The sequence below is a fragment of the Achromobacter sp. 18P8.1.1 genome, assembly GCF_057799415.1.
The window spans coordinates 92,431-111,278 of sequence record NZ_JBYOKH010000015.1; the positions used below are offsets into that span (position 1 = coordinate 92,431).

General features: G+C 66.5%; 15 protein-coding genes. 5 read left to right on the plus strand and 10 right to left on the minus strand.

Annotated features, from left to right (window positions below):
- Nucleotides 1–198: 198 nt before the first annotated feature.
- The 5 genes from AC27VE_RS12345 to AC27VE_RS12365 form a co-directional block, all read right to left on the minus strand.
- Nucleotides 199–1,062 (minus strand): proteasome-type protease, encoded by an 864-nt coding sequence (locus AC27VE_RS12345; protein WP_427962317.1) that lies wholly within the window; start codon nucleotides 1,060–1,062, stop codon nucleotides 199–201.
- Nucleotides 1,063–1,116: 54 nt separating this feature from the next.
- On the minus strand, nucleotides 1,117–1,920 hold the full coding sequence (locus AC27VE_RS12350) for a transglutaminase family protein (protein ID WP_088588655.1): 804 nt from the start codon (nucleotides 1,918–1,920) through the stop codon (nucleotides 1,117–1,119).
- 13 nt (nucleotides 1,921–1,933) lie between these two features.
- Nucleotides 1,934–2,932, minus strand: coding sequence for an alpha-E domain-containing protein (locus AC27VE_RS12355; protein WP_088588656.1), 999 nt, complete (start codon nucleotides 2,930–2,932; stop codon nucleotides 1,934–1,936).
- Nucleotides 2,933–2,934: 2 nt separating this feature from the next.
- Nucleotides 2,935–4,365, minus strand: coding sequence for a circularly permuted type 2 ATP-grasp protein (locus AC27VE_RS12360; RefSeq protein ID WP_488703999.1), 1,431 nt, complete (start codon nucleotides 4,363–4,365; stop codon nucleotides 2,935–2,937).
- A gap of 244 nt (nucleotides 4,366–4,609) precedes the next feature.
- Nucleotides 4,610–5,284: a 5-formyltetrahydrofolate cyclo-ligase gene (locus tag AC27VE_RS12365; RefSeq protein WP_488704000.1), complete on the minus strand. Its 675-nt coding sequence runs from the start codon at nucleotides 5,282–5,284 to the stop codon at nucleotides 4,610–4,612.
- A 126-nt stretch (nucleotides 5,285–5,410) separates the two neighbouring features.
- On the opposite strand from AC27VE_RS12365, the gene AC27VE_RS12370 reads away from it, so the two are divergent.
- Nucleotides 5,411–7,540 (plus strand): lytic transglycosylase domain-containing protein, encoded by a 2,130-nt coding sequence (locus tag AC27VE_RS12370; RefSeq protein WP_488704001.1) that lies wholly within the window; start codon nucleotides 5,411–5,413, stop codon nucleotides 7,538–7,540.
- Nucleotides 7,537–8,640, plus strand: coding sequence for a tRNA nucleotidyltransferase/poly(A) polymerase-related protein (locus AC27VE_RS12375; protein WP_488704002.1), 1,104 nt, complete (start codon nucleotides 7,537–7,539; stop codon nucleotides 8,638–8,640). The genes AC27VE_RS12370 and AC27VE_RS12375 overlap by 4 nt, the downstream gene beginning before the upstream one ends.
- Before the next feature lie 21 nt (nucleotides 8,641–8,661).
- Here AC27VE_RS12375 and AC27VE_RS12380 read toward each other — a convergent pair whose 3' ends face one another.
- From AC27VE_RS12380 to AC27VE_RS12390, 3 genes are all read right to left on the minus strand, one after another.
- The gene (locus AC27VE_RS12380; protein WP_488704003.1) at nucleotides 8,662–9,870 is read right to left on the minus strand and encodes a class I SAM-dependent methyltransferase; all 1,209 of its coding nucleotides are present in this window, start codon (nucleotides 9,868–9,870) and stop codon (nucleotides 8,662–8,664) included.
- Nucleotides 9,871–9,976: 106 nt separating this feature from the next.
- Complete coding sequence (locus AC27VE_RS12385; RefSeq protein ID WP_006224793.1) at nucleotides 9,977–11,788, minus strand: DEAD/DEAH box helicase; 1,812 nt, start codon at nucleotides 11,786–11,788, stop codon at nucleotides 9,977–9,979.
- Nucleotides 11,789–12,067: 279 nt separating this feature from the next.
- Complete coding sequence (locus tag AC27VE_RS12390; protein WP_488704004.1) at nucleotides 12,068–12,829, minus strand: uracil-DNA glycosylase; 762 nt, start codon at nucleotides 12,827–12,829, stop codon at nucleotides 12,068–12,070.
- A gap of 123 nt (nucleotides 12,830–12,952) precedes the next feature.
- On the opposite strand from AC27VE_RS12390, the gene AC27VE_RS12395 reads away from it, so the two are divergent.
- The 3 genes from AC27VE_RS12395 (at nucleotide 12,953) to AC27VE_RS12405 (ending at nucleotide 17,171) form a co-directional block, all read left to right on the plus strand.
- On the plus strand, nucleotides 12,953–13,459 hold the full coding sequence (locus AC27VE_RS12395; RefSeq protein WP_427962306.1) for an RNA polymerase sigma factor: 507 nt from the start codon (nucleotides 12,953–12,955) through the stop codon (nucleotides 13,457–13,459).
- A gap of 11 nt (nucleotides 13,460–13,470) precedes the next feature.
- Entirely contained in the window at nucleotides 13,471–14,472 is a 1,002-nt protein-coding gene (locus AC27VE_RS12400) for a FecR family protein (protein WP_488704005.1), read from the plus strand.
- A gap of 212 nt (nucleotides 14,473–14,684) precedes the next feature.
- On the plus strand, nucleotides 14,685–17,171 hold the full coding sequence (locus AC27VE_RS12405; protein WP_488704006.1) for a TonB-dependent siderophore receptor: 2,487 nt from the start codon (nucleotides 14,685–14,687) through the stop codon (nucleotides 17,169–17,171).
- A 75-nt stretch (nucleotides 17,172–17,246) separates the two neighbouring features.
- Here AC27VE_RS12405 and tenA read toward each other — a convergent pair whose 3' ends face one another.
- Both tenA and AC27VE_RS12415 read right to left on the minus strand, forming a co-directional pair.
- Entirely contained in the window at nucleotides 17,247–17,909 is a 663-nt protein-coding gene (gene tenA, locus AC27VE_RS12410; protein ID WP_488704007.1) for a thiaminase II, read from the minus strand.
- Nucleotides 17,910–18,009: 100 nt separating this feature from the next.
- The gene (locus tag AC27VE_RS12415) at nucleotides 18,010–18,795 is read right to left on the minus strand and encodes a 3-hydroxybutyrate dehydrogenase (protein WP_315135961.1); all 786 of its coding nucleotides are present in this window, start codon (nucleotides 18,793–18,795) and stop codon (nucleotides 18,010–18,012) included.
- Nucleotides 18,796–18,848: the final 53 nt, after the last annotated feature.

The following is an 18,848-nucleotide window of genomic DNA, read 5'->3' on the forward strand; positions in this document are numbered from 1 at the left end:
ACAATTGCTTGCGCGGGCCTCGGAAGGTGGGCACATGACGAGCATATGCGTTGAGAAGACTTTAGGTGAATCCGAGGCTTCGGTGCAAGCGGTAAGGTCGCAGAATTGCCCACGCAGCAGTCAACATCGTCGTTATCAGACCGAATCCGAACCCAGCGTATCCGGCAGTAGCCGAAAGCGGTCGACGTCGGTCCTGCCTTAATTCGCCTGATCCTTGCCCGGATCCTCAGCCAGCACTTGCGGGGTCGGGTAGCTGGGCTGCGGGGCGTTCACGGGGTCGATGCGCAGCGGCTGGTGGACGCGGCTGGGCGGCACGAGCGAACCGGGGTCATCCGGGTTGGTCCACAGCGGGTCCGGGATTTCGGCGAAGACCTGGCGCAGGCGTTCGCCCCAGGTGCCGCGGATCATGCGGAAGTACTCGTTGTGCTCGTCGATGCTGGCGAAGTGCGTGACGCGCAGCGCGTTCGTGTCGTAGACCAGCAGGTCCAGCGGCAGGCCCACCGAAATATTCGAGCGCAGCGTGGAGTCCATTGAGATCAGCGCGCACTTGGCGGCTTCGTCCAGCGAGGTGTCCGGACGCAGCACGCGGTCCAGGATGGGCTTGCCGTACTTGGCTTCGCCGATCTGGAAGTACGGGCATTCCTGGCCGGCTTCGATGAAGTTGCCGGCCGAATACACCTGGAACAGCCGGCAGCGCTCGGTGCCTATCTGTCCCCCGAAAATCATGCTGACGTTGAAGTCCACGCCTTGCTCGTGCAGGGCGGGGGCTTCGCGTTGATAGACCTCGCGCACGGCGGCGCCGACGCAGCGGGTGGCCTCGAACAGGTCGGCCGCATTCCAGATGGTGTCGCCGCCTTCGTCGTGCTGGCGGGTCAGCACATGCAGCACGGCCTGGCTGACCGCCAGGTTGCCCGAGGTCATCAGGACCATGACGCGCTCGCCCGGGCGCTCGAAGACGGTCATCTTGCGAAAGACGCTGATCTGGTCGACGCCCGCGTTGGTGCGGGAATCAGACAGGAAAACCAAGCCGGCATCGAGGCGGGCTGCTACGCAGTAAGTCATGATCGAAAATTTGAAAAAACCACGCCGCATTGTATTGCGGCGCGGGTGCGGCGGTTATTGCTGCCCGGAGGTCTGGACCTGCACGCTGATCTCCATGGATTCCTCGCCGCCGCCGCTGCGCACGCCGCGCACCGGCGAGGCCGAGTCATAGTCGCGCGCCACGGCCAGCCGGCAATGGCTGTCCGAGGCGAACTGGCGGTTGGTGATGTCGACGCTGGTCCAGCCGATGTCGGCCAGCCAGACATCGGCCCAGGCGTGGCTTGCCGAGTGTTCGGTCGTGGTGTGCACGTAGCCGCTGACGTAGCGGGCGGGCACGCCCAGGCCGCGCACGCAGGCCAGGAACAGGTGGGCGTGGTCCTGGCAGACGCCATGGCCCATGGTCAGCACCTGGCTCGCCGCCGTGGTCACATCGGTCGTGCCCGGTTCGTAGGCCACGCGGTCACTGATGGCGTTGGCGAGCGCCAGGATGTCGTCCGGCGTCGTCAGCCCGCCGGGCAAGACCTCGCGTACGAAGGCCATGATCGTGTCGTCGGCCTGCGTCAGCGGCGTCTGCACACAATAGGCATGCACGGGCAGGCGGCTGTCCTCGCCGCCCAGCAAGCCGCGCGCAAGCGGCGCGACCTGCACCTGCCCGACCACGCGCAGCTCGATGTCGGTATGCGGGTGGTTCAGCGTCAGCGTGTGCGTGATGTTGCCGTAGGCGTCCACCTGCTTTTCCAGCGCGCCGGGCGCTTCGATGTGCCAGCGCAGCACGCGCTGGTGCTCGTCGTCGCGCGGCGTCAGCCGCAGCGTCTGAATGCTGTAGGTGACTGGCGCGGTGTAGCGGTAATGGGTGACGTGGGTGATGAACTGTTTCATTGCTGTCTCCGTGTTATGCCGACAGCGGGACCAGGAAGTCCTGGCTGATCCGGTTGCCCAGGTCGTTGATGCGGTCCAGGAAGTGGTCCAGATACTGGTGCAGCCCGCTGTCGAGGATGTCCTCGACGCGGCCGTATTGCAGTTCGGCGCACAGCATGCCGGCGCGGCGTTGCGTTTCGGTCGAGCGCTGGTTGGAGACGCGCGCCAGATCGTCGGCCACCGCCCGCATCGACGCCAGCAGCGAACGCGGCATGTCGCCGTGCAGGATCAGCAGTTCGGCCACGCGGTCCGGCGTGATCACGTCGCGGTACACCTTGCGGTAGATCTCCAGCCCGGACACCGAACTCAGCAGGGCGGACCAGCGGTAGAACTCGCTTTGCAGCGCGGCGGTGCCGCTCGGTTCGGGGCGCGCCTCTTGCGTGCCGCTCTGCGACGCGCTCTGCGACCCGTTGCCGCCCCGTTCATGGAACTTCACGTCCAGCATGCGGGCGGTGTTGTCGGCGCGTTCCAGGTGCATGCCGATGCGCAGGAAGTACAGCGCTTCGTCCTCCAGCATGGTGCCGATGGTGACGCCGCGCGCCAGGTGCGAACGGAACTTCACCCATTCGAAGAATTCGCCCGGGTTGCGCTCCAGCAGGCCGGTGTGCAGGTGCTTGAGCAGTTCAAGCCAGGTGGTGTTGTAGGTCTCCCAGACTTCGGTCGTCAGGCTGCCGCGCACCGCGCGCGCATTCTCGCGGGCGGCACGCATGCACGAATAGATGGACGAGGGGTTTTCGGGGTCGCGCACCATGTACTGCAGCACGTCGTGCGGCGAGATGGCCGCGTACTTGCTCTGGTACAGGCCCTGCAGTTCAGAGATGCGCAGCACGCCCAGCCACGAGCCCTCGCGCGTCTGCGTGTCTTGCGGCAGCAGTGACATCTGCAGGTTCACGTCCAGCATGCGCGCGGTGTTCTCGGCGCGTTCGGTGTAGCGGCACATCCAGAACAGGTTGTCGGCGGTTCGGCTCAGCATGTTCAGTCCTCCAGAACCCAGGTGTCTTTGGTGCCGCCGCCCTGGCTGCTGTTGACCACTAGTGAGCCCTCGGTCAGCGCCACGCGGCACAGGCCGCCGGGCACGGTGCGGATGTCCTTGCCGCACAGCACGTAGGGACGCAGGTCCACGTGCCGCGGCGCAACGCCCGATTCCACATAGGTGGGGATGGTGGACAGCGCCAGCGTCGGCTGCGCGATGTAGTTGGCGGGGTTGGCGCGCACGCGGTCCTTGAACGCATCGACTTCGGCGCGCGTGGAGGAGGGGCCGACCAGCATGCCGTAGCCGCCTGCGCCGTGCACTTCCTTGACCACCAGGTCGTGCATGTTCGCCAGCACGTGGGACAGTTCGTCGGGCCGCCCGCAACGCCAGGTCGGCACGTTCGACAGGATGGGCTCTTCGCTGAGATAGAACCGGATCATGTCCGGCACGTAAAGGTAGGTGGACTTGTCGTCCGCGATGCCGGTGCCGATGGCGTTGGCAAGCGTCACGCGACCGGCGCGGTACACCGACAAGAGACCCGGCACGCCAAGCGCCGAATCGGCGCGGAACGACAGGGGATCGAGGAAGTCGTCGTCCAGCCGGCGGTAGATCACGTCCACTTTGCGCGGGCCTTGCGTGGTGCGCATGTAGACGGTGTTTTGCTCCACGAAGAGATCCTGGCCTTCGACCAGTTCCACGCCCATCTGCTGGGCCAGGAAGGCATGCTCGAAGTAGGCCGAGTTGTACATGCCGGGCGTCAGCACCACCACGGTGGGGTCGTCGCCGCCGTGCGGGGCGACCTCGCGCAGGTTGTCCAGCAGCAGGTCGGGATAGTGCGCCACCGGTTCGACCTTGATGCGGCTGAACGCGTCCGGCATCAAGCGCATCGACATCTTGCGGTTCTCAAGCATGTAGGACACGCCGGAGGGTACCCGCAGATTGTCTTCCAGCACGTAGAACTCGCCCGCGCCCGCGCGCACGATGTCCACGCCGGCGATGTGGCAGTAGATGTCTTCCGCCACGTCCACGTCCTGCATTTCGGGGCGGTACTGGGCATTCAGGAACACCTGTTCGGCCGGCACGATGCCCGCGCGCACGATGTCGTGGCCATGGTAGATGTCATGGATGAACATGTTCAGCGCGCGCACGCGCTGCTTCAAGCCGGCTTCCAGGTGGCGCCATTCGTCGGCGGGGATGATCCGGGGGATCAGGTCGAATGGGATCAGGCGTTCGGTGCCGGCGGCGTCGCCGGCGACCGAAAAAGTGATGCCGACGCGGCGGAAACTCAGGTCGGCTTCGAGCCGTCGCACGGCCATGGCTTCGGCCGATTGCTCTTGGTGCCAGCGCTCGAAGGCCTGGTATTGGGAGCGTATGCCGCCGGCGCTGTCGCGCATTTCGTCAAAAGCGGCTGGACGGGATGATCTGTCCTTCATGGCTCCTCCGATGCTGGGTGCTGCGGCCAGCCGGCAGGCGGCGGCCTTGCACACGGTCATTACCCGGCCGATACGTGGCCAGTCCCAAAGAATAAGCAACCCGCATGCCAGCTTTTCGGGCAAGCCGGGGCCTTGGGCACAATATCCTCCCAAGGGCGCCGAAACGCCATCCCCCGCCGCGCGTAGGGCACCAGCGGTACTGTATGCACCGTATTGGTGCATTCCGCCGGGCCTATCTGGTGCGTCAGTTCATCCGGTACGTGTGTAGCGTGGTGCCGTTCGTGGCGCCTTGTTCCAGCGGCGCATGCGGCACCCAGCCGTCCTGCGTCAGCACGGCGTCCAGCGGGTAGTCGTGCGCGGCCGGGACATAGTCGGCGTCCAGTTCGCCGCAGCTCCAGGCGATGCCGATCGTGACGAACGGGTGGCCGCGTTCGCGCAGCGCTGCCAGGGTGCGGTCGTAATAGCCCCCGCCGTAACCCAGGCGGTCACCCTGATCCGTGTAACCGAGCGTCGGCACCAGAACCACGTCGGGCAGGACTTCGGCGCCAGCCACAGGTTCCTGGATGCCGTAGGGGCCGGCGCGCAGTTCCGCATCAGGGGTCCAGGGCAGGAAGGCGAGGGGGGCGTTGCGTTCGCGCACCACGGGCAACGCCACCGCGACGCCGTTTTCCACCCATTGAGACAGCAGGGGGCGCAGGTCGGGCTCGTCCGCCATGGGCCAGAAAGCAGCCACGGTGGCAGGCGCCGGACGGCCGGCTCGGGCCGCTTCGTCGCGCGCCACATTCAGCCAGGTGAACAGACGCGCACGCATCAGCAAACCGCCACGGCTGCGCTGGTCTTCGGGCATTTCGGCACGCAGTTTCCGCAATCGCGTGCGGTGCTGGACTGCGGTATCCTCTGGAGTATTTTGCGTAGTCATGCAGTGGCTGTGATGGGGGTGGACAATGAAGGCGAACATGCTGGAATCGGGCATGCAGGAATCTGAAACGCCAGTCGGCATGCCGGCGTGCAGGGCCGGTGTATGACGGCAAATGAGGGACGCGGCATGACACAGATTCTGCAAGTCCGACGGTATCAGAAAACCGGCCGGAAATCCCCGGGCGGCGCCGTCGCTTCGGACCCCCGTGCGGGGCTGCGCCGCTGGCTGCCGCTGCTGGCCCTGTTCACCGCCGCCTGTGCGCCGGTTGACGCGCAACAGCGCAGCGCCGCCGTCAATCCCCAGCCGCAACCCGCCGTCCAGGCGACGCAACCCATCATCTCGGTGCCGCCCGCCGTGTTGGCCGGCCTGCCGCCCACCGCCGACACACCCGCTCTCGCCGCCGTCGTGGCCGCGCGCGAAGCCATGAACCGCAAGCAGTGGTCCGTGCTGGGCGCGCTGGTACCGCAGGCCAAGCCTGACACGCTGGGCATGTACCCCGAATACTGGTTGCTGCGCTATCAGCTCTGGACCCCGCCCGCCACGGGCCGGCCCACGGCCGAGCTGCAGCGCTTCATCAGCAGCAACGGCGACGCCTACCTGGCCGACCGCCTGCGCGGCGACTGGCTGCTGGCGGCCGCGCGCAGCGGCGATTTCGAGACCGTGCGCAAGCTGGCGCCCGTGAAGAACAGCAACGCGCAGATTGAATGCGCCATCCTGGACGCCAAGCACATGACCGGCCAGCGCGCCACGGCGGCGCAAGCCACGGCGGTGTTCGCGCCGGGCGGCGCCTGCTGGGCGCTGTATGACCAGTTGGTGGCCGACAGCATCCTGGGCTGGGAACAGCTGGAGCCGCAACTGCGCGACGCCATCGAGGCCGACAAGACGGCCGACGCGCGCAAGCTCGTGCAATACATGTTCGAGGCGCGCGACATCAAAACCTACGACCTTCTGATGAAGGATCCGATGAAGTGGCTGACGCGGCAAGACCGCATGCCGGTGGGTCGCAACGAAAAAGAGCTGGTGACCATCGCGCTGGCTCGCCTGGCGCGTTCGGACGTCAGTGTGGCCGATTCCTATCTGCGCCGCGAATGGGCCAAGTCCATGTCCAAGCCGAACCTGGCCTGGGTGCGCGGGCAGTACGCGCTGATGGCCGCCTTGAAGCTGGATAGCCGCGCCGACGACTGGTATCACGAAGCCGGCCATATCCGCATGACGGACTACAACGCCGGCTGGAAGGTGCGCGCCGCGCTGCGCCAACCGAAGATCGACTGGAAGTGGGTCATTGAATCCATCGACGAGATGCCCGCGTCGCAGCGCGATGACCCCTCCTGGGTGTACTGGAAGGCGCGCGGCCTGGCCGCGACCGGCCGCAAGGACCAGGCCAACACCCTGTACGCCAGCATCGCCGACCGCTTCGATTTCTACGGCCAGTTGTCCGCCGAGGAACTGGGCCGCCGCATCAATGTGCCGCCGCGCCCCGCACCCGTCAGCGACCGCGAAATCGCCGAGGCTCGCGCCAATCCCGGCCTGCAGCGTGCCGTGCAGCTGTTCCGCCTGGGCTGGCGCGGCGAAGCCGTGCCCGAATGGAACTTCACGTTGCGCGGCATGAGCGACCGCCAGTTGATCGCGGCCGCCGAGCTGGCTCGCGCCGAAAACATCTACGACCGCGTCGTCAACACGTCCGACCGCACGGAAAAGGAATTCGACTTCAGCCAGCGCTTTATCGCGCCGTTCGAGGGCCGCGTCACCGCCAAGGCCAACGCCATCGCGCTGGATCCTGCCTGGGTCTACGGCCTGATCCGCCAGGAATCGCGTTTCATCATGGACGCGCGCTCGCATGTGGGCGCCTCGGGTCTGATGCAGCTGATGCCGGCCACCGCCAAATGGGTCGCGGGCAAGATCGGCATGACCGATTTCACCCCGGCCAGCGTCAACGACTTCGACACCAACACCGTGCTGGGCACCAATTACCTGAACATGGTGCTGCGCGACCTGAACGGGTCGCAGATGCTGGCCAGCGCCGGCTACAACGCCGGTCCGCGGCGGCCGCACAACTGGCGCTCGACGTTCACGCATCCGGTCGAAGGCGCTATCTTCGCCGAGACCATTCCGTTCAACGAGACGCGTACCTACGTGAAGAACGTGATGTCCAACGCGGTCTATTACGCGGCGATGTTCAGCGGGCAGTCGCAGTCCCTGAAGGAACGGCTGGGCAATATCGTGCCGATCGGCGCCGAGAGCACGTCGATTCCATGACGCGGGATCCGGCCGTCGACGGCTTGCAGGTCTATATCGTGGGCGGGGCGGTGCGCGACGCGCTGCTCGGCCTGCCGCCGGGCGACCACGACTGGGTCGTGGTGGGCGCCACGCCCGAAGACATGGTCCGCCGTGGATTCATCCCGGTCGGCGGCGATTTTCCGGTGTTCCTGCACCCGCGCTCCAAAGAGGAATACGCGCTGGCGCGCACCGAACGCAAGTCCGGCCGCGGCTACAAGGGGTTCACGTTCTACACCGGCGCCGACGTGACGCTGGAAGAAGACCTGCGCCGCCGCGACCTGACCGTCAACGCCATCGCCCAGACGCTGGACGGCGAACGGGTCGATCCCCTGGGCGGCGAGGCCGACGTGCGCGCGCGCGTCTTTCGCCACGTGGGCGAAGCATTCGAAGAAGACCCGGTGCGCATCTTGCGGCTGGGCCGCTTCGCGGCGCGCTTTCCCGACTTCACCGTGGCCCCCGAAACGCTGGCCCTGTGCCGGCGCATGGTGGACGCCGGCGAGGCTGACGCCCTGGTGGCCGAGCGCGTCTGGAAGGAATTGTCGCGCGGCCTGATGGCGAAGAACCCGTCGCGCATGCTGGGCGTGCTGCAGGATTCCGGCGCGCTCGCCCGCGTGATGCCCGAACTGCAAGGCGTGAATGAAGTGGGCGCCGACGTGGACCGCGCAGCGGCGCAGTCCCTGTCGTTGGCGGGGCGCTATGCCTTGCTGTGCCGGCTGACACCCGACCGCGAGGCGCTGGGCCGGCGCATGCGCGTGCCCACCGAATGCAATGATTACGCCCGCCTGCTGCCCGAGGTGCTGGCGGGCCTGGACGCCGCCGAAGGGGGCGGCGCGGATACGCAGCTGGCGCTGATGGAGCGCGCCGACGCGCTGCGCAAACCCGAACGTTTCTTCGATCTCTTGAAGACGGCTTCGGTCTTGCAACCCGTGGACATGGCCGCCTGGCAGTCGCGTGCGGACGCCGTACGCGGCGTGGACGCGGGGGCGATTGCCCGCGCCTGTGCGGGCGACCCGGCCCGCATCAAGGACAGCGTGCGCCAGGCGCGCCTTGAACGTTTGGAACAGCTGCAGGCGGGCTGAGGCCGCCCGGCCCGCCCAGCGCTACAGCTTGCCCAGCCGGTCGCCGCGCGAGAACCCGGCCAGCGGCTCGGTCACTCCTCGGCCCACGGCCAGCACCTTGAAGAGTTCGCCCATTTCGGCTTCCGACAGCAGCTTCTGAACCGGCGCCACGGCTTGCGCGTACTGCTGCGCGTCGGACGGGTCCAGCTGGGCCAGCAAGTCCATCAGGCCGGCGTTCATGAGGAAGCGGGCCTGCGACGTGTAGCCCAGCACCTGCAAGCCGGATTCCAGCGCCGCGTCGGCCATGGCGGTGAAATCCACGTGCGCGGTGATGTCCTGCAGACCCGGCGCGGTGAAAGGGTCGCCATGCGCATGGTGGCGCAGATGGCACATGAGCGTGCCGCCTGCGCGCTGCGGATGGTAGTACTCGCTGCGGGGGAAACCATAGTCCACCAGCAGTGCCGCGCCGCGCTCCAGCCAGCTGCCCATCGCGGCGATCCACGCCTCGCCTTGCAGATTGATCTCGGACACGTAGCCCGGCAAGGCCGGCATGCGTGCGGCAACGGCCGAGGCCAGCGCGACCGGGGCGGGGCGGTCTTCCCAGATGAATCCCCCGTCGGCATCCAGCGCCACGCCGCGTTCCTGCACGGCGCCGGCAGCGTCCCAGGTGAACAGCGATACGGGCATCGCATCCAGCACTTCGTTGGCCAGCACGCAGCCCGCGAACGCATTGGGCAGCGCGTCCAGCCATTGCACGCGATCGCCGAACGGCGCCAGGCGCGCCGCCTGGCGGGCGCGCAGGTCTGCGGACACTTCCAGGATCAGGTACCGGGTCTGGTCCAGCCCCATCGCATCCAGCTCGCGCAGCACGCCTTCGGCCAGCGCGCCGGTGCCCGCGCCGAATTCCAGCACGGCCTGCGTCTGCGTCTGACGCAGCACCTGGGCCGCCTGCCGGGCCATCGTGTGGGCGAATAACGGCGTCAGTTGCGGCGCGGTGACGAAGTCGCCCGCGGGCGTCTTGGCGTCGTCGTCGCCGTCGGCCAGCTTCACGTTGCCGGCGGCGTAATAGCCCAGGCCGGGCGCATACAGCGCTTCCGCCATCCAGTGGTCGAACGGCAGCCAGCCGCCGTTGGCCGTGATCGCGGCGCGCAGGTGCGCGGCAGCGGCGTCGCTATGTTCCTGGGCGGCGGTGGACAGCGGGGGAAGATTGGCGGGAGCGGGGCGTTGCATGGTCGAAGAAGGCGTGGTCATTGCGGCATTTTCCCAAAAAAAGAACGGCCCTGCTGCGCGCGTTTGCCGGCCTGAAAAGACAAACCCCGCGACAGGCGCGGGGTTTGTTTGGGGTCAAGCGGGCGAATTAGCCGCGGCGGTCAGCCGGCTTGGCGAAGCGCTTGGCGGGGCCGCCGGGGCGCTTGTCGAACGAGGGCTTGGCGCCACGGAAACCACCTTCCGGACGGTCGCCGCCGCGGAAGCCGCCTTCGCGCTGGGGACGGTCGCCGAAGCTGGGACGATCGCTGAAGCTCGGACGGGCATCACGGTCACCGCCGCGGAAACCGCCTTCACGGGGAGCACGCTCGCTGAACGGGCGGGCATCGCGCTGGGGACGATCACCGAAGCTAGGACGGTCGCCGCCGAAGCTGGGACGCGCATCGCGGTCGCCGCCACGGAAGCCGCCTTCACGCTGGGGACGGTCGCCGAAGGGACGATTGCCCTGGTAGCCGCCTTCGCGCTGGGGACGATCACCGAAGCTGGGGCGGTCGCTGAACGAACGGGCCGGGCGGTCGCCGAAAGGACGATTGCCTTGGTAGCCGCCTTCGCGCGGCGCACCGTCGCGATTGCCTTGGTAACCGCCTTCACGCGGCTTGAACTCGCCACGCGGGGCGCCGTCACGCGGGCCGCCGAACGAACGGTTTTCACGGTTGCCTTGGTAGCCGCCTTCATGACGCGAACCACCGAAGCCGCCAGGACGCTTGCCGAACGGCTTGCCGCCACGCGGGGCGCCGCTGCCGCCAGCCGACGGACGCGGCGTGCGCTTGGGTTCCAGGCCGGCGATCACTTCAGGCGTGATCGATTGGCCGATGTAGTGCTCGATACGGCGAACCTTGTGGCGCTCGGAGTGCGTCGCCAGCGTGAACGCCAGGCCGCTGCGGCCGGCGCGGCCGGTACGGCCGATACGGTGCACGTAGTCTTCGGCTTGCATCGGCAGGTCGAAGTTGACGGCGTGGCTGATGCCTTGCACGTCGATGCCGCGGGCAGCCACGTCGGTGGCAACCAGGATACGCAGCTGGCCGCGTTGCAGTTGCGACAGCGTACGGGTGCGTTGGCGCTGGTTCATGTCGCCGTGCAGGGCAGCGGCGGCAAAGCCTTGGTCGGCCAGGCGGTCGGCCAGGTCATCGGCGCCGCGCTTGGTCGACGTGAAGACAATGGCTTGGTCCAGCTTGGCGTCACGCAGCACGTGATCCAGCAGCTGCATCTTGTGGCTGGCATCGTCCGCGTACAGCAGGCTTTGCGTGATGTTGGTGTGCTTTTCCTTGGCGCCGGCCATTTCGATACGCTGCGGGTCGCGCATCATTTTGGCAGCCAGCTTGGCGATCGTGCCGTCCAGCGTGGCCGAGAACAGCAGCGTTTGGCGATCTTCCGGCAGGCGGCTGACGATGGTTTCGATATCTTCGATGAAGCCCATGTCCAGCATGCGGTCGGCTTCGTCGAGCACCAGCGTGTGCACGGTGTTCAGCTTGACGCGGCCCGATTGCAGGTGGTCGATCAGGCGGCCGGGAGTGGCGACCAGCACGTCAACGCGGCGCGACAGCGCCTTGAGTTGCGCGCCGTAAGGCATGCCGCCCACGACGGTGGCGGTGCGCAGGTCGGCCAGCTTGCGGCCATACGTTTCGGTCGCTTCGGTGACTTGCAGAGCCAGTTCGCGGGTCGGGGTCAGCACCAGCACTTGCACGCCGACGCCCTTGTTGGCGGGCATCTGGGCAATACGGTGCAGGGCCGGCAGCATGAAGGCGGCGGTCTTGCCGCTGCCCGTCTGCGAGGACACCATCAGGTCGTGACCGGCCAGCGCTTGCGGAATGGCAGCGGCTTGGACGGAGGTGGGGGTGCTGAAGCCAGCTTCTTGAACGGCCGACAACAGAGCGGGTGCAAGACCCAGGTTTTCGAAAGACATTACTTTCCCTTGCCGCAATCAATGCGACGCAGTGCTTGGTCGGGCCAGGGGATTAGGCGGCCGGATCCAGGCGACGGTTGATGGAGCATCGTGCCGACCGAATCAACCGTGCGCGTGGCGCGTTCTCGTATACAGAGTGGAACGCAGGGCGAAAGGAAAGGAGGTCAGGAATCGATGATAGTTCGGCATGGGGCCGGGGCGTAGGCTGCCCGGCAGACTGCAAAAAATTCCGCTAAATCAAGGCGGTAAATGCCGAACTCGTTTTGTGCAGTGCGGCGATCATAACCCGAATTCGCCTTGCAAGGGAATTATTTTTTTGTCCAGTCCCCAATCAATAGGGTTTTTCCCTTGGTCGACGAGCCAGTCGTTGGTCGCCCGGAAGTGGCCGCAGCCCAGAAAAGGCACTGGGGGCCGCCGGGCGGAAAGCGGGGAGGGATGATTGGACATCAGGACGAGGTGGCCGCTGTTGTCGGGCAGCAACATCCGCTTGGCCTGGGCATGGGCGCCCCACAGCAGGAAGGCCTTGGGCGACGGGTCGCGGGCGACCAGCGAAATCAGGGCGTCAGTCACGGTCTCCCAGCCGCGCTTGGCGTGGGAGGCGGGCTGGCCGTCTTCCACCGTCAGTGCGGTGTTCAGGAGCAACACGCCCTGGTCCGCCCAGGGGCTCAGGTCGTTGCCCGCCGGGACGGGGGTGCCCGGGAACTCGTGTGCAATTTCATTGAAGATGTTGCGCAGGCTGGGCGGACGCTTGCAATCGTCGGGCACCGAAAACGCCAGGCCCTGGGCCTGGCCCGCGCCGTGATACGGGTCTTGCCCCAGGATCACCACGCGCACGTCCGACGGCGCCAGCCCGTGCAGGGCCCGGAACGGCGTGGCGGGATAGACCACCGTGCCTTCGGCAAGGCGCTTTTCGACGTGGGCGGTGACCGCGGCCAGCGCGTCGGCGACGGCACGGTTGCCGAAGGCGGCGGCCCAGGCGTCGGGAAGTTGCGCCGTCTGGGCGGCGAGGGCGTGGGGAACGAGGCGGTTATCGATCGGCATGGGCGCGATTTTGGCATAGGCAAGGCGCCGCGTGCCGGCGTGCCGGCAAGCGCGGGATATTGTTTATTAATTGAGAATCATTGTTAATATTGCGGCCTTCGTGCCTTTGCCGCAGTCGCCCTCATGTCCCGTCCCCCCAGCAGCCTGAAAGCCTGGCTCGCCCATTACGGCGAGTTGGTGGGCGCGTGGGCCAAGCGCAATTCCAGGCCTTGCGATGCCGAGGACGCGGCCCAGGACGTGATGGCCGGTTTGTTGAGCGGGGCGAACAGCGGCGTATTGAATGGCAAGTCCTATCTGTTCCGGGCGGCGCAGAACCGGCTGATCAGCGAGATCCGGCGGCAGACGCGGCATGACGAGGTGTCGCTGGAGGCGTGGGCGGCGGATGACCCTGCGCAGTGGCATGATCCTGAGTCCGACGCGCGTGCGCGCCAGTTGGCCGATGCGCTGGAATGCGCCCTGGCCAGCCTGCCGTTGAAGAAGCGGCAAGCCTATGTCTGGTGCCGCCTTGAGGGCTATACGCAGCCCGAAGTCGCTGCCCGGATGGGCTTGGCGCTGAACACGGTCGAGCGCTATATCATGGACGCCACGCGAGAAATCCGCGAACAGCTGAAACACTTCTGCCCGGATTGATCCGCCGCGCAATGACAGACCCCATCGACCCAGACACCCTGACTGATCCCCGCGACGCGGCGGCCTTTTGGTTCGCCCGCGTGCATTCGGAACAGATGAGCCAGGCCGAACGCCAGCAGTTCGACGCGTGGCTGCGGGCAGACCCCGCGCACGACCTGGAATACCGGCGCGCGCGCGGCATCTGGAACGCCAGCAGCCAGTTGGGCGAAGACCGGTTGCGCGCGCTGCTGCAAGAGGCGCCCGCCGCCGCCCGCCGGCCCCGTGCCGTGTCGTCGCGCCGCCGTGTCATGGCGGGCGTGGCGGTGGCCTGTACCGCCGCTGTGGTCGCAGCCGTGGTGTTGCCACGATGGATCGCGGGGGATCCCGGCTACTCGGCGCAGTACGCCACGCAGCCGGGGCAACGCCAGCACGTGACGTTGCCTGATGCGTCGGTCGTCGACCTGAACACGGCCACGCAATTGTCGGTGGCGCTGTATGACAACCGCCGCGTGGTGGCGCTTGCTGCCGGAGAGGCCACGTTTTCGGTGACGCCGGACGCCAGCCGGCCGTTCTACGTGGAAGCGGGCGGCGCGACCGTCCGGGTGACCGGCACGCGATTCAACGTGCGGCGCGACGGCGACGCCGTACGTGTGGCCGTCGAGGCCGGCACGGTGGCGGTCGAGGCCGGGCATTGGTGGAACCGCAGCCAGGTGCTGTTGAGCGCGGGGCAGGGCACCCGCACGGTCGAGGGGGGACGCCTGTCGCCCTCCGAAAAATGGGACGTGCCGAACCTGCTGGCCTGGCATACCGGCCGCGCGGTGTTCCGCGATGTCCCGCTGGGCGACGCCGTGGCCGAGATGAACCGTTATGGCCACGCGCCGATCCGCGTGTCCGGCGCGGACGTGGCCGCAATCCGGGTGTCGGGCGTATTCAGCGTCGACAACCCCCGGGCGTTCCTGGACTTGTTGCCCGCGATTGCGCCGGTGCGCGTGCAAGCCGGCCCGGATGGCTCGTCCCTGATCGTCCGCCGTTAGCCAAGCAAGGCTGACAGCCCGCCGCCCACCTTGCGCGGCGAATGAAATTACGAATAGTTACTATTCAGCAGCGTTTTTCCATCAGGGATTTCACCGCGACAGGCGTCTTGTCTCCCAAGGGCATCGATCCGATGCCGCTGCGCCGCCAGAATCTTCCGCATCCGGCTGACTGGCGAGCCCTGTCTCAAGACCCCTCCAGGAATGCTAGTCCCGTGAACCGTATCCCTTCTGGACCCTCTACCCGCGCCGCTGCGCGCCTGGCTTTGCCGACGCGCGGGTTGACCGTGCTGGCTGTGTCCGTGCTGCTGGCGCTGGCCATCCCGCAGCCTGCCGCCCAGGCGCAGGAGGCGCCGCTGTCCTTGAACATCCCCGCGCAATCGCTGGAAGGCGCATTGACGCAGCTGGCGACGCAGGCCGCGCTGGAATTGGCCTACGCGCCCGACACCGTGCGGGGCCTGAAGGCGCCCGCAGTGTCGGGCAGCCTGACGCCGGACCAGGCGTTGCGGGCCTTGCTGGCTGGCACGGGATTGGTGTTCGAACGGTCCGGCAGCAGCGTGTCCGTGTCGCGCCAGGCGGAGGGCGACACGTCCAGCGTCATGTTGAACACCATTACGGTCGTGGGCAAAGGCAACTCGATCACCGAAGACACGGGCTCCTACACCACCGGCGCCATGAACACGGCGACCAAGTTGCCGCTGACCATTCAGGAAACGCCGCAGTCCGTCAGCGTGGTCACCCGGCAGAAGCTGGACGACTTTGCGATGCAGACGATCGATGACGTGGCCAATAGCACCACCGGCGTCACGGTGAACCACTGGAGCAACGATCGCTCGCGCTATTTCTCGCGCGGCTTCACCATCAACACCTTCCTGATGGACGGTCTGCCCGTGTCGTACGAGACGGACACGTCCACCTACAGCACCACGGCGATGTACGACCACGTGGAAGTCGTGCGCGGCCCCACGGGTCTCATGACCGGCATGGGCGACCCCTCCGGCACCATCAACTTCGTGCGCAAGCAGCCGACCGATGCGGCCCAATTCATCGCTACCGCGCGTGCGGGCTCCTGGAACAATTTCTCGGGCGAATTCGACGCGAGCGGCCCGCTGAACGACAGCGGTTCCGTGCGCGGCCGCTTCGTGACGTCGCAGCAATCGCGGGACTACTTCACCGACGGCTACAGCAGCCGCAAGCAGCTGTACTACGGGGTGGTGGACATCGACATCACCGCCAACACCACGCTGACGCTGGGCGGGCATTCCAACCGCGAAGACAACCCGGGTTCCGAATGGATGGGGGTACCCACCGCGATCGACGGATCACCGCTGGATATCCGGCGGTCGCGGCGGTTCTCGCCGTCATGGAGCTACTGGGACAAGAGCGAGTACAGCCTCTTCGCGGAGCTCAAGCACAATTTCGAAAATGGTTGGATTGCGCGCGCCGCGGCTCGGGGGGTCAATGCCAAATCGTCGTTGGACGGCGCGTATTTCGTCGCCAGCGACAGCGGTCTGAGCGGCAACGTGTACGACGTAATGGGCGGCCGCTACGACTACGACAAGAAGCAGCGCAGCTTCGACTTGTCCGCGCAAGGCCCCGTCACCCTGTTCGGCCGCCAGCACGACATCGCAGTGGGCGCAAGCTACCGCAACGACCGATGGCTCGACAACGGCTATAGCTACCTGAACGAGCCGGGCGGCTACCTGATGGTCTCGGGCGTGGATCCCTCGACCTGGAACCCGGATTCCATGCGTCGCCAGGACTTCACCAAAGACACGATGTGGCGGCGCGACCAGCGCTCTGACCTGACGTCAGCGTATGCGACGGGCCGTTTCAGCCTGGCGGATCCGTTGAGCATGATCCTCGGCGCGCGGATGGATTGGTTCGACTTCGACAACAAGCAGACGCAGGGCAGCTGGAGCAGCCACCGCAAGTTCGGCGAAGACGCCCACTTCACGCCTTACGCCGCGCTGGTCTACGACCTGAACGACAACCATTCGGTCTATGCCAGCTATTCCAGCATCTTCAAGCCCCAGTACTACCTGGACACGTCCGGCACCGTGCTCAAGCCGGTGGAGGGAATCAACTACGAGATCGGCCTGAAGGGCAGCTATCTGGACGAGCGCGTCAACGCCGCTATCGCATTGTTCTCGACGACGCAGACGAACCTGCCGCAAGCCGTGACGGACATTCCTTCGTGCTTCGTAGCCACCAACTGCTACCGGGCCGTGGGCGAGGTGAAGAGCGAAGGGGTGGAGATCGACGTCAATGGCGAATTGCTGCCGCGGCTGAATGTGGGCGTCGGCTATTCGTACACGCGGGCAAAGGTTTCAAGCGGCGGCGTGGACGGTGCGGCCGGCCAGCCTTACGCCAGCTACATCCCGCAGCACCAGTTCAAGGTATCGGCCATGTATCACCTGCCAGGCGCCCTTGACGGGTGGCGGGTGGGCGGCGCGGTGCGCGCGCAAAGCAAGACCACGACACAGTCGACGACCCGTAGTGCCGGGTACGTGATCACGCAATCACCCTATGCTGTGGTTGATCTGGTCGCCGGCTACAAGGTCAACCGCCAGTTGGATATCCAGTTGAACGTGAACAACCTGTTCGACAAGCGCTATTTCGATTCACTGGAAGGCAACAACGGCGGCAACTACTACGGCACGCCACGCAGTTTCCTGCTGAGCACGCGCTACCAGTTCTAAGCGGGAGGCGAGCATGGCCTGCGCGCCCGCCGGAACACGGGCCGGCTAGCTCGCAAGCGCCGGCCCGTGCCGAGCTCAGACCGGCCAGCCGGCCTGGCGGTGGGCCGAGTCCCAGAACATCCATTCCAGCTGGGCGGCGTGCGTGTAGGCCTGGTGCATGGCCTCGCGCGTTTGTGCCGACGCCGTTTCCGCGGCGCGGTCTACCGATGCAATCACGGACCGCACCAGCGCGTGGAAATCGTCGCCGGCATAGGTGTCGATCCACGCCGCATAGGGATTCGGGCGCGCCGCGCGGGCATGGATCTCGCGGCCGATCTCGGCATAGATCCAGAAGCACGGCAGCAAGGCGGCGAGCGCCACCGGGTAGGGCGCGCTCCAGGCGGTGGCGATCAGGAAGCTGGTGTAGTGATGGCTGGCGGGCGTCAGCGGGGTGGCTTCGAAAGTGGCCGCGTCGATGCCGAACTGCTTCATGAAGCCCGCGTGCAGCGAACGCTCGGCCACCACTGCGCCTTTGGCCGCGTCCGCGAATTGCACGACGCCGTCGGCGTCGTCCGCCTTGGCGGCCGCGATCGCCAGCGCGCGCCCGAACGCCACCAGGTAGTGCGCGTCCTGAATCATGTAGTGCTTGAATGCGTTCTCGTCGAGCCGGCCGCTGGCCAGTTCTTGGTTGAACGGCATGTCGCGCGTTTTTTCATAGAGCGCGGCGTTGCGCGCCCAGGCGTCAAAGCTGAAAGACATGGGATTCCTTATGCCCGCAGGCAGGCCAATGACGGCCAGCGCGCAACGCCGCGCGCCGGCTCAACGGCATAAGGGTATCAACTTCGGCGCATCCATTCGCCTATTGCATGTACCAGCCGTGGCTGACCACGAATGACTGGCCGGTGAAGGCCGCGCTGGGAAAGGCGCACAGGAACAACGCGGTCTGGGCCACGTCTTCCACGGTGGTGAAGACGCCGTCCACCGTATCGCCCAGCATCACCTTCTTCACCACGTCTTCTTCGCTGATGCCCAGTTCGCGGGCCTGCTCGGGGATCTGCTTTTCCACCAGCGGTGTGCGCACGAAGCCCGGGCAGATGACGTGCGAACGCACGTTGTGCGCCGCGCCTTCCTTGGCCAGCACGCGGGCCAGGCCCAGCAGCGCATGCTTGGCGGCCACGTAGGCGGACTTCAGGGGCGAGGCTTCGTGCGAATGCACCGATCCCATGTAGATGACCACGCCGCCGCGATTGTCCTGGTACATGTGCTTGAGCGCCGCCTTGGTCGTCAGGAAGGCACCGTCCACGTGGATGGCCTGCATCTTCTTCCAATCCGAAAAGGCGTAGTTCTCGATAGGGTTCACGATCTGGATGCCGGCGTTCGAGATCAGGATGTCGATGCTGCCGTAGGCGGCCGCGACCTTGTCGATGCCCTGGTTCACGGCGTCTTCGCTGGTGACGTCCATCGCCACGCCCATCGCCTTGCCGCCGGCCTGTTCAATTTCGCGGGCAACGGCGTCGGCCCCGGCCTGGTTCAGGTCGGCAATCGCAATGGTCGCGCCTGCGCGCGCAAGCGTCAGGGCGATTTCCTTGCCGATACCGCTGGCGGCGCCGGTCACGACGGCGACTTTTCCATTCAACTGGCTCATGCTGCAACCTCCGGTTCAGGAATGCCGGCAGGCCCGCGCATGCTGCATCGTGG

Excerpts from the sequence above, each read along its gene's own strand:
- AC27VE_RS12345 (WP_427962317.1), bottom strand. The coding sequence starts at position 1,062 with ATGACTTACTGCGTAGCAGCCCGCCTCGATGCCGGCTTGGTTTTCCTG.
- AC27VE_RS12350 (WP_088588655.1), bottom strand. The coding sequence starts at position 1,920 with ATGAAACAGTTCATCACCCACGTCACCCATTACCGCTACACCGCGCCA.
- AC27VE_RS12355 (WP_088588656.1), bottom strand. The coding sequence starts at position 2,932 with ATGCTGAGCCGAACCGCCGACAACCTGTTCTGGATGTGCCGCTACACC.
- AC27VE_RS12360 (WP_488703999.1), bottom strand. The coding sequence starts at position 4,365 with ATGAAGGACAGATCATCCCGTCCAGCCGCTTTTGACGAAATGCGCGAC.
- AC27VE_RS12365 (WP_488704000.1), bottom strand. The coding sequence starts at position 5,284 with ATGACTACGCAAAATACTCCAGAGGATACCGCAGTCCAGCACCGCACG.
- AC27VE_RS12370 (WP_488704001.1), top strand. The coding sequence starts at position 5,411 with ATGACACAGATTCTGCAAGTCCGACGGTATCAGAAAACCGGCCGGAAA.
- AC27VE_RS12375 (WP_488704002.1), top strand. The coding sequence starts at position 7,537 with ATGACGCGGGATCCGGCCGTCGACGGCTTGCAGGTCTATATCGTGGGC.
- AC27VE_RS12380 (WP_488704003.1), bottom strand. The coding sequence starts at position 9,870 with ATGACCACGCCTTCTTCGACCATGCAACGCCCCGCTCCCGCCAATCTT.
- AC27VE_RS12385 (WP_006224793.1), bottom strand. The coding sequence starts at position 11,788 with ATGTCTTTCGAAAACCTGGGTCTTGCACCCGCTCTGTTGTCGGCCGTT.
- AC27VE_RS12390 (WP_488704004.1), bottom strand. The coding sequence starts at position 12,829 with ATGCCGATCGATAACCGCCTCGTTCCCCACGCCCTCGCCGCCCAGACG.
- AC27VE_RS12395 (WP_427962306.1), top strand. The coding sequence starts at position 12,953 with ATGTCCCGTCCCCCCAGCAGCCTGAAAGCCTGGCTCGCCCATTACGGC.
- AC27VE_RS12400 (WP_488704005.1), top strand. The coding sequence starts at position 13,471 with ATGACAGACCCCATCGACCCAGACACCCTGACTGATCCCCGCGACGCG.
- tenA (WP_488704007.1), bottom strand. The coding sequence starts at position 17,909 with ATGTCTTTCAGCTTTGACGCCTGGGCGCGCAACGCCGCGCTCTATGAA.
- AC27VE_RS12415 (WP_315135961.1), bottom strand. The coding sequence starts at position 18,795 with ATGAGCCAGTTGAATGGAAAAGTCGCCGTCGTGACCGGCGCCGCCAGC.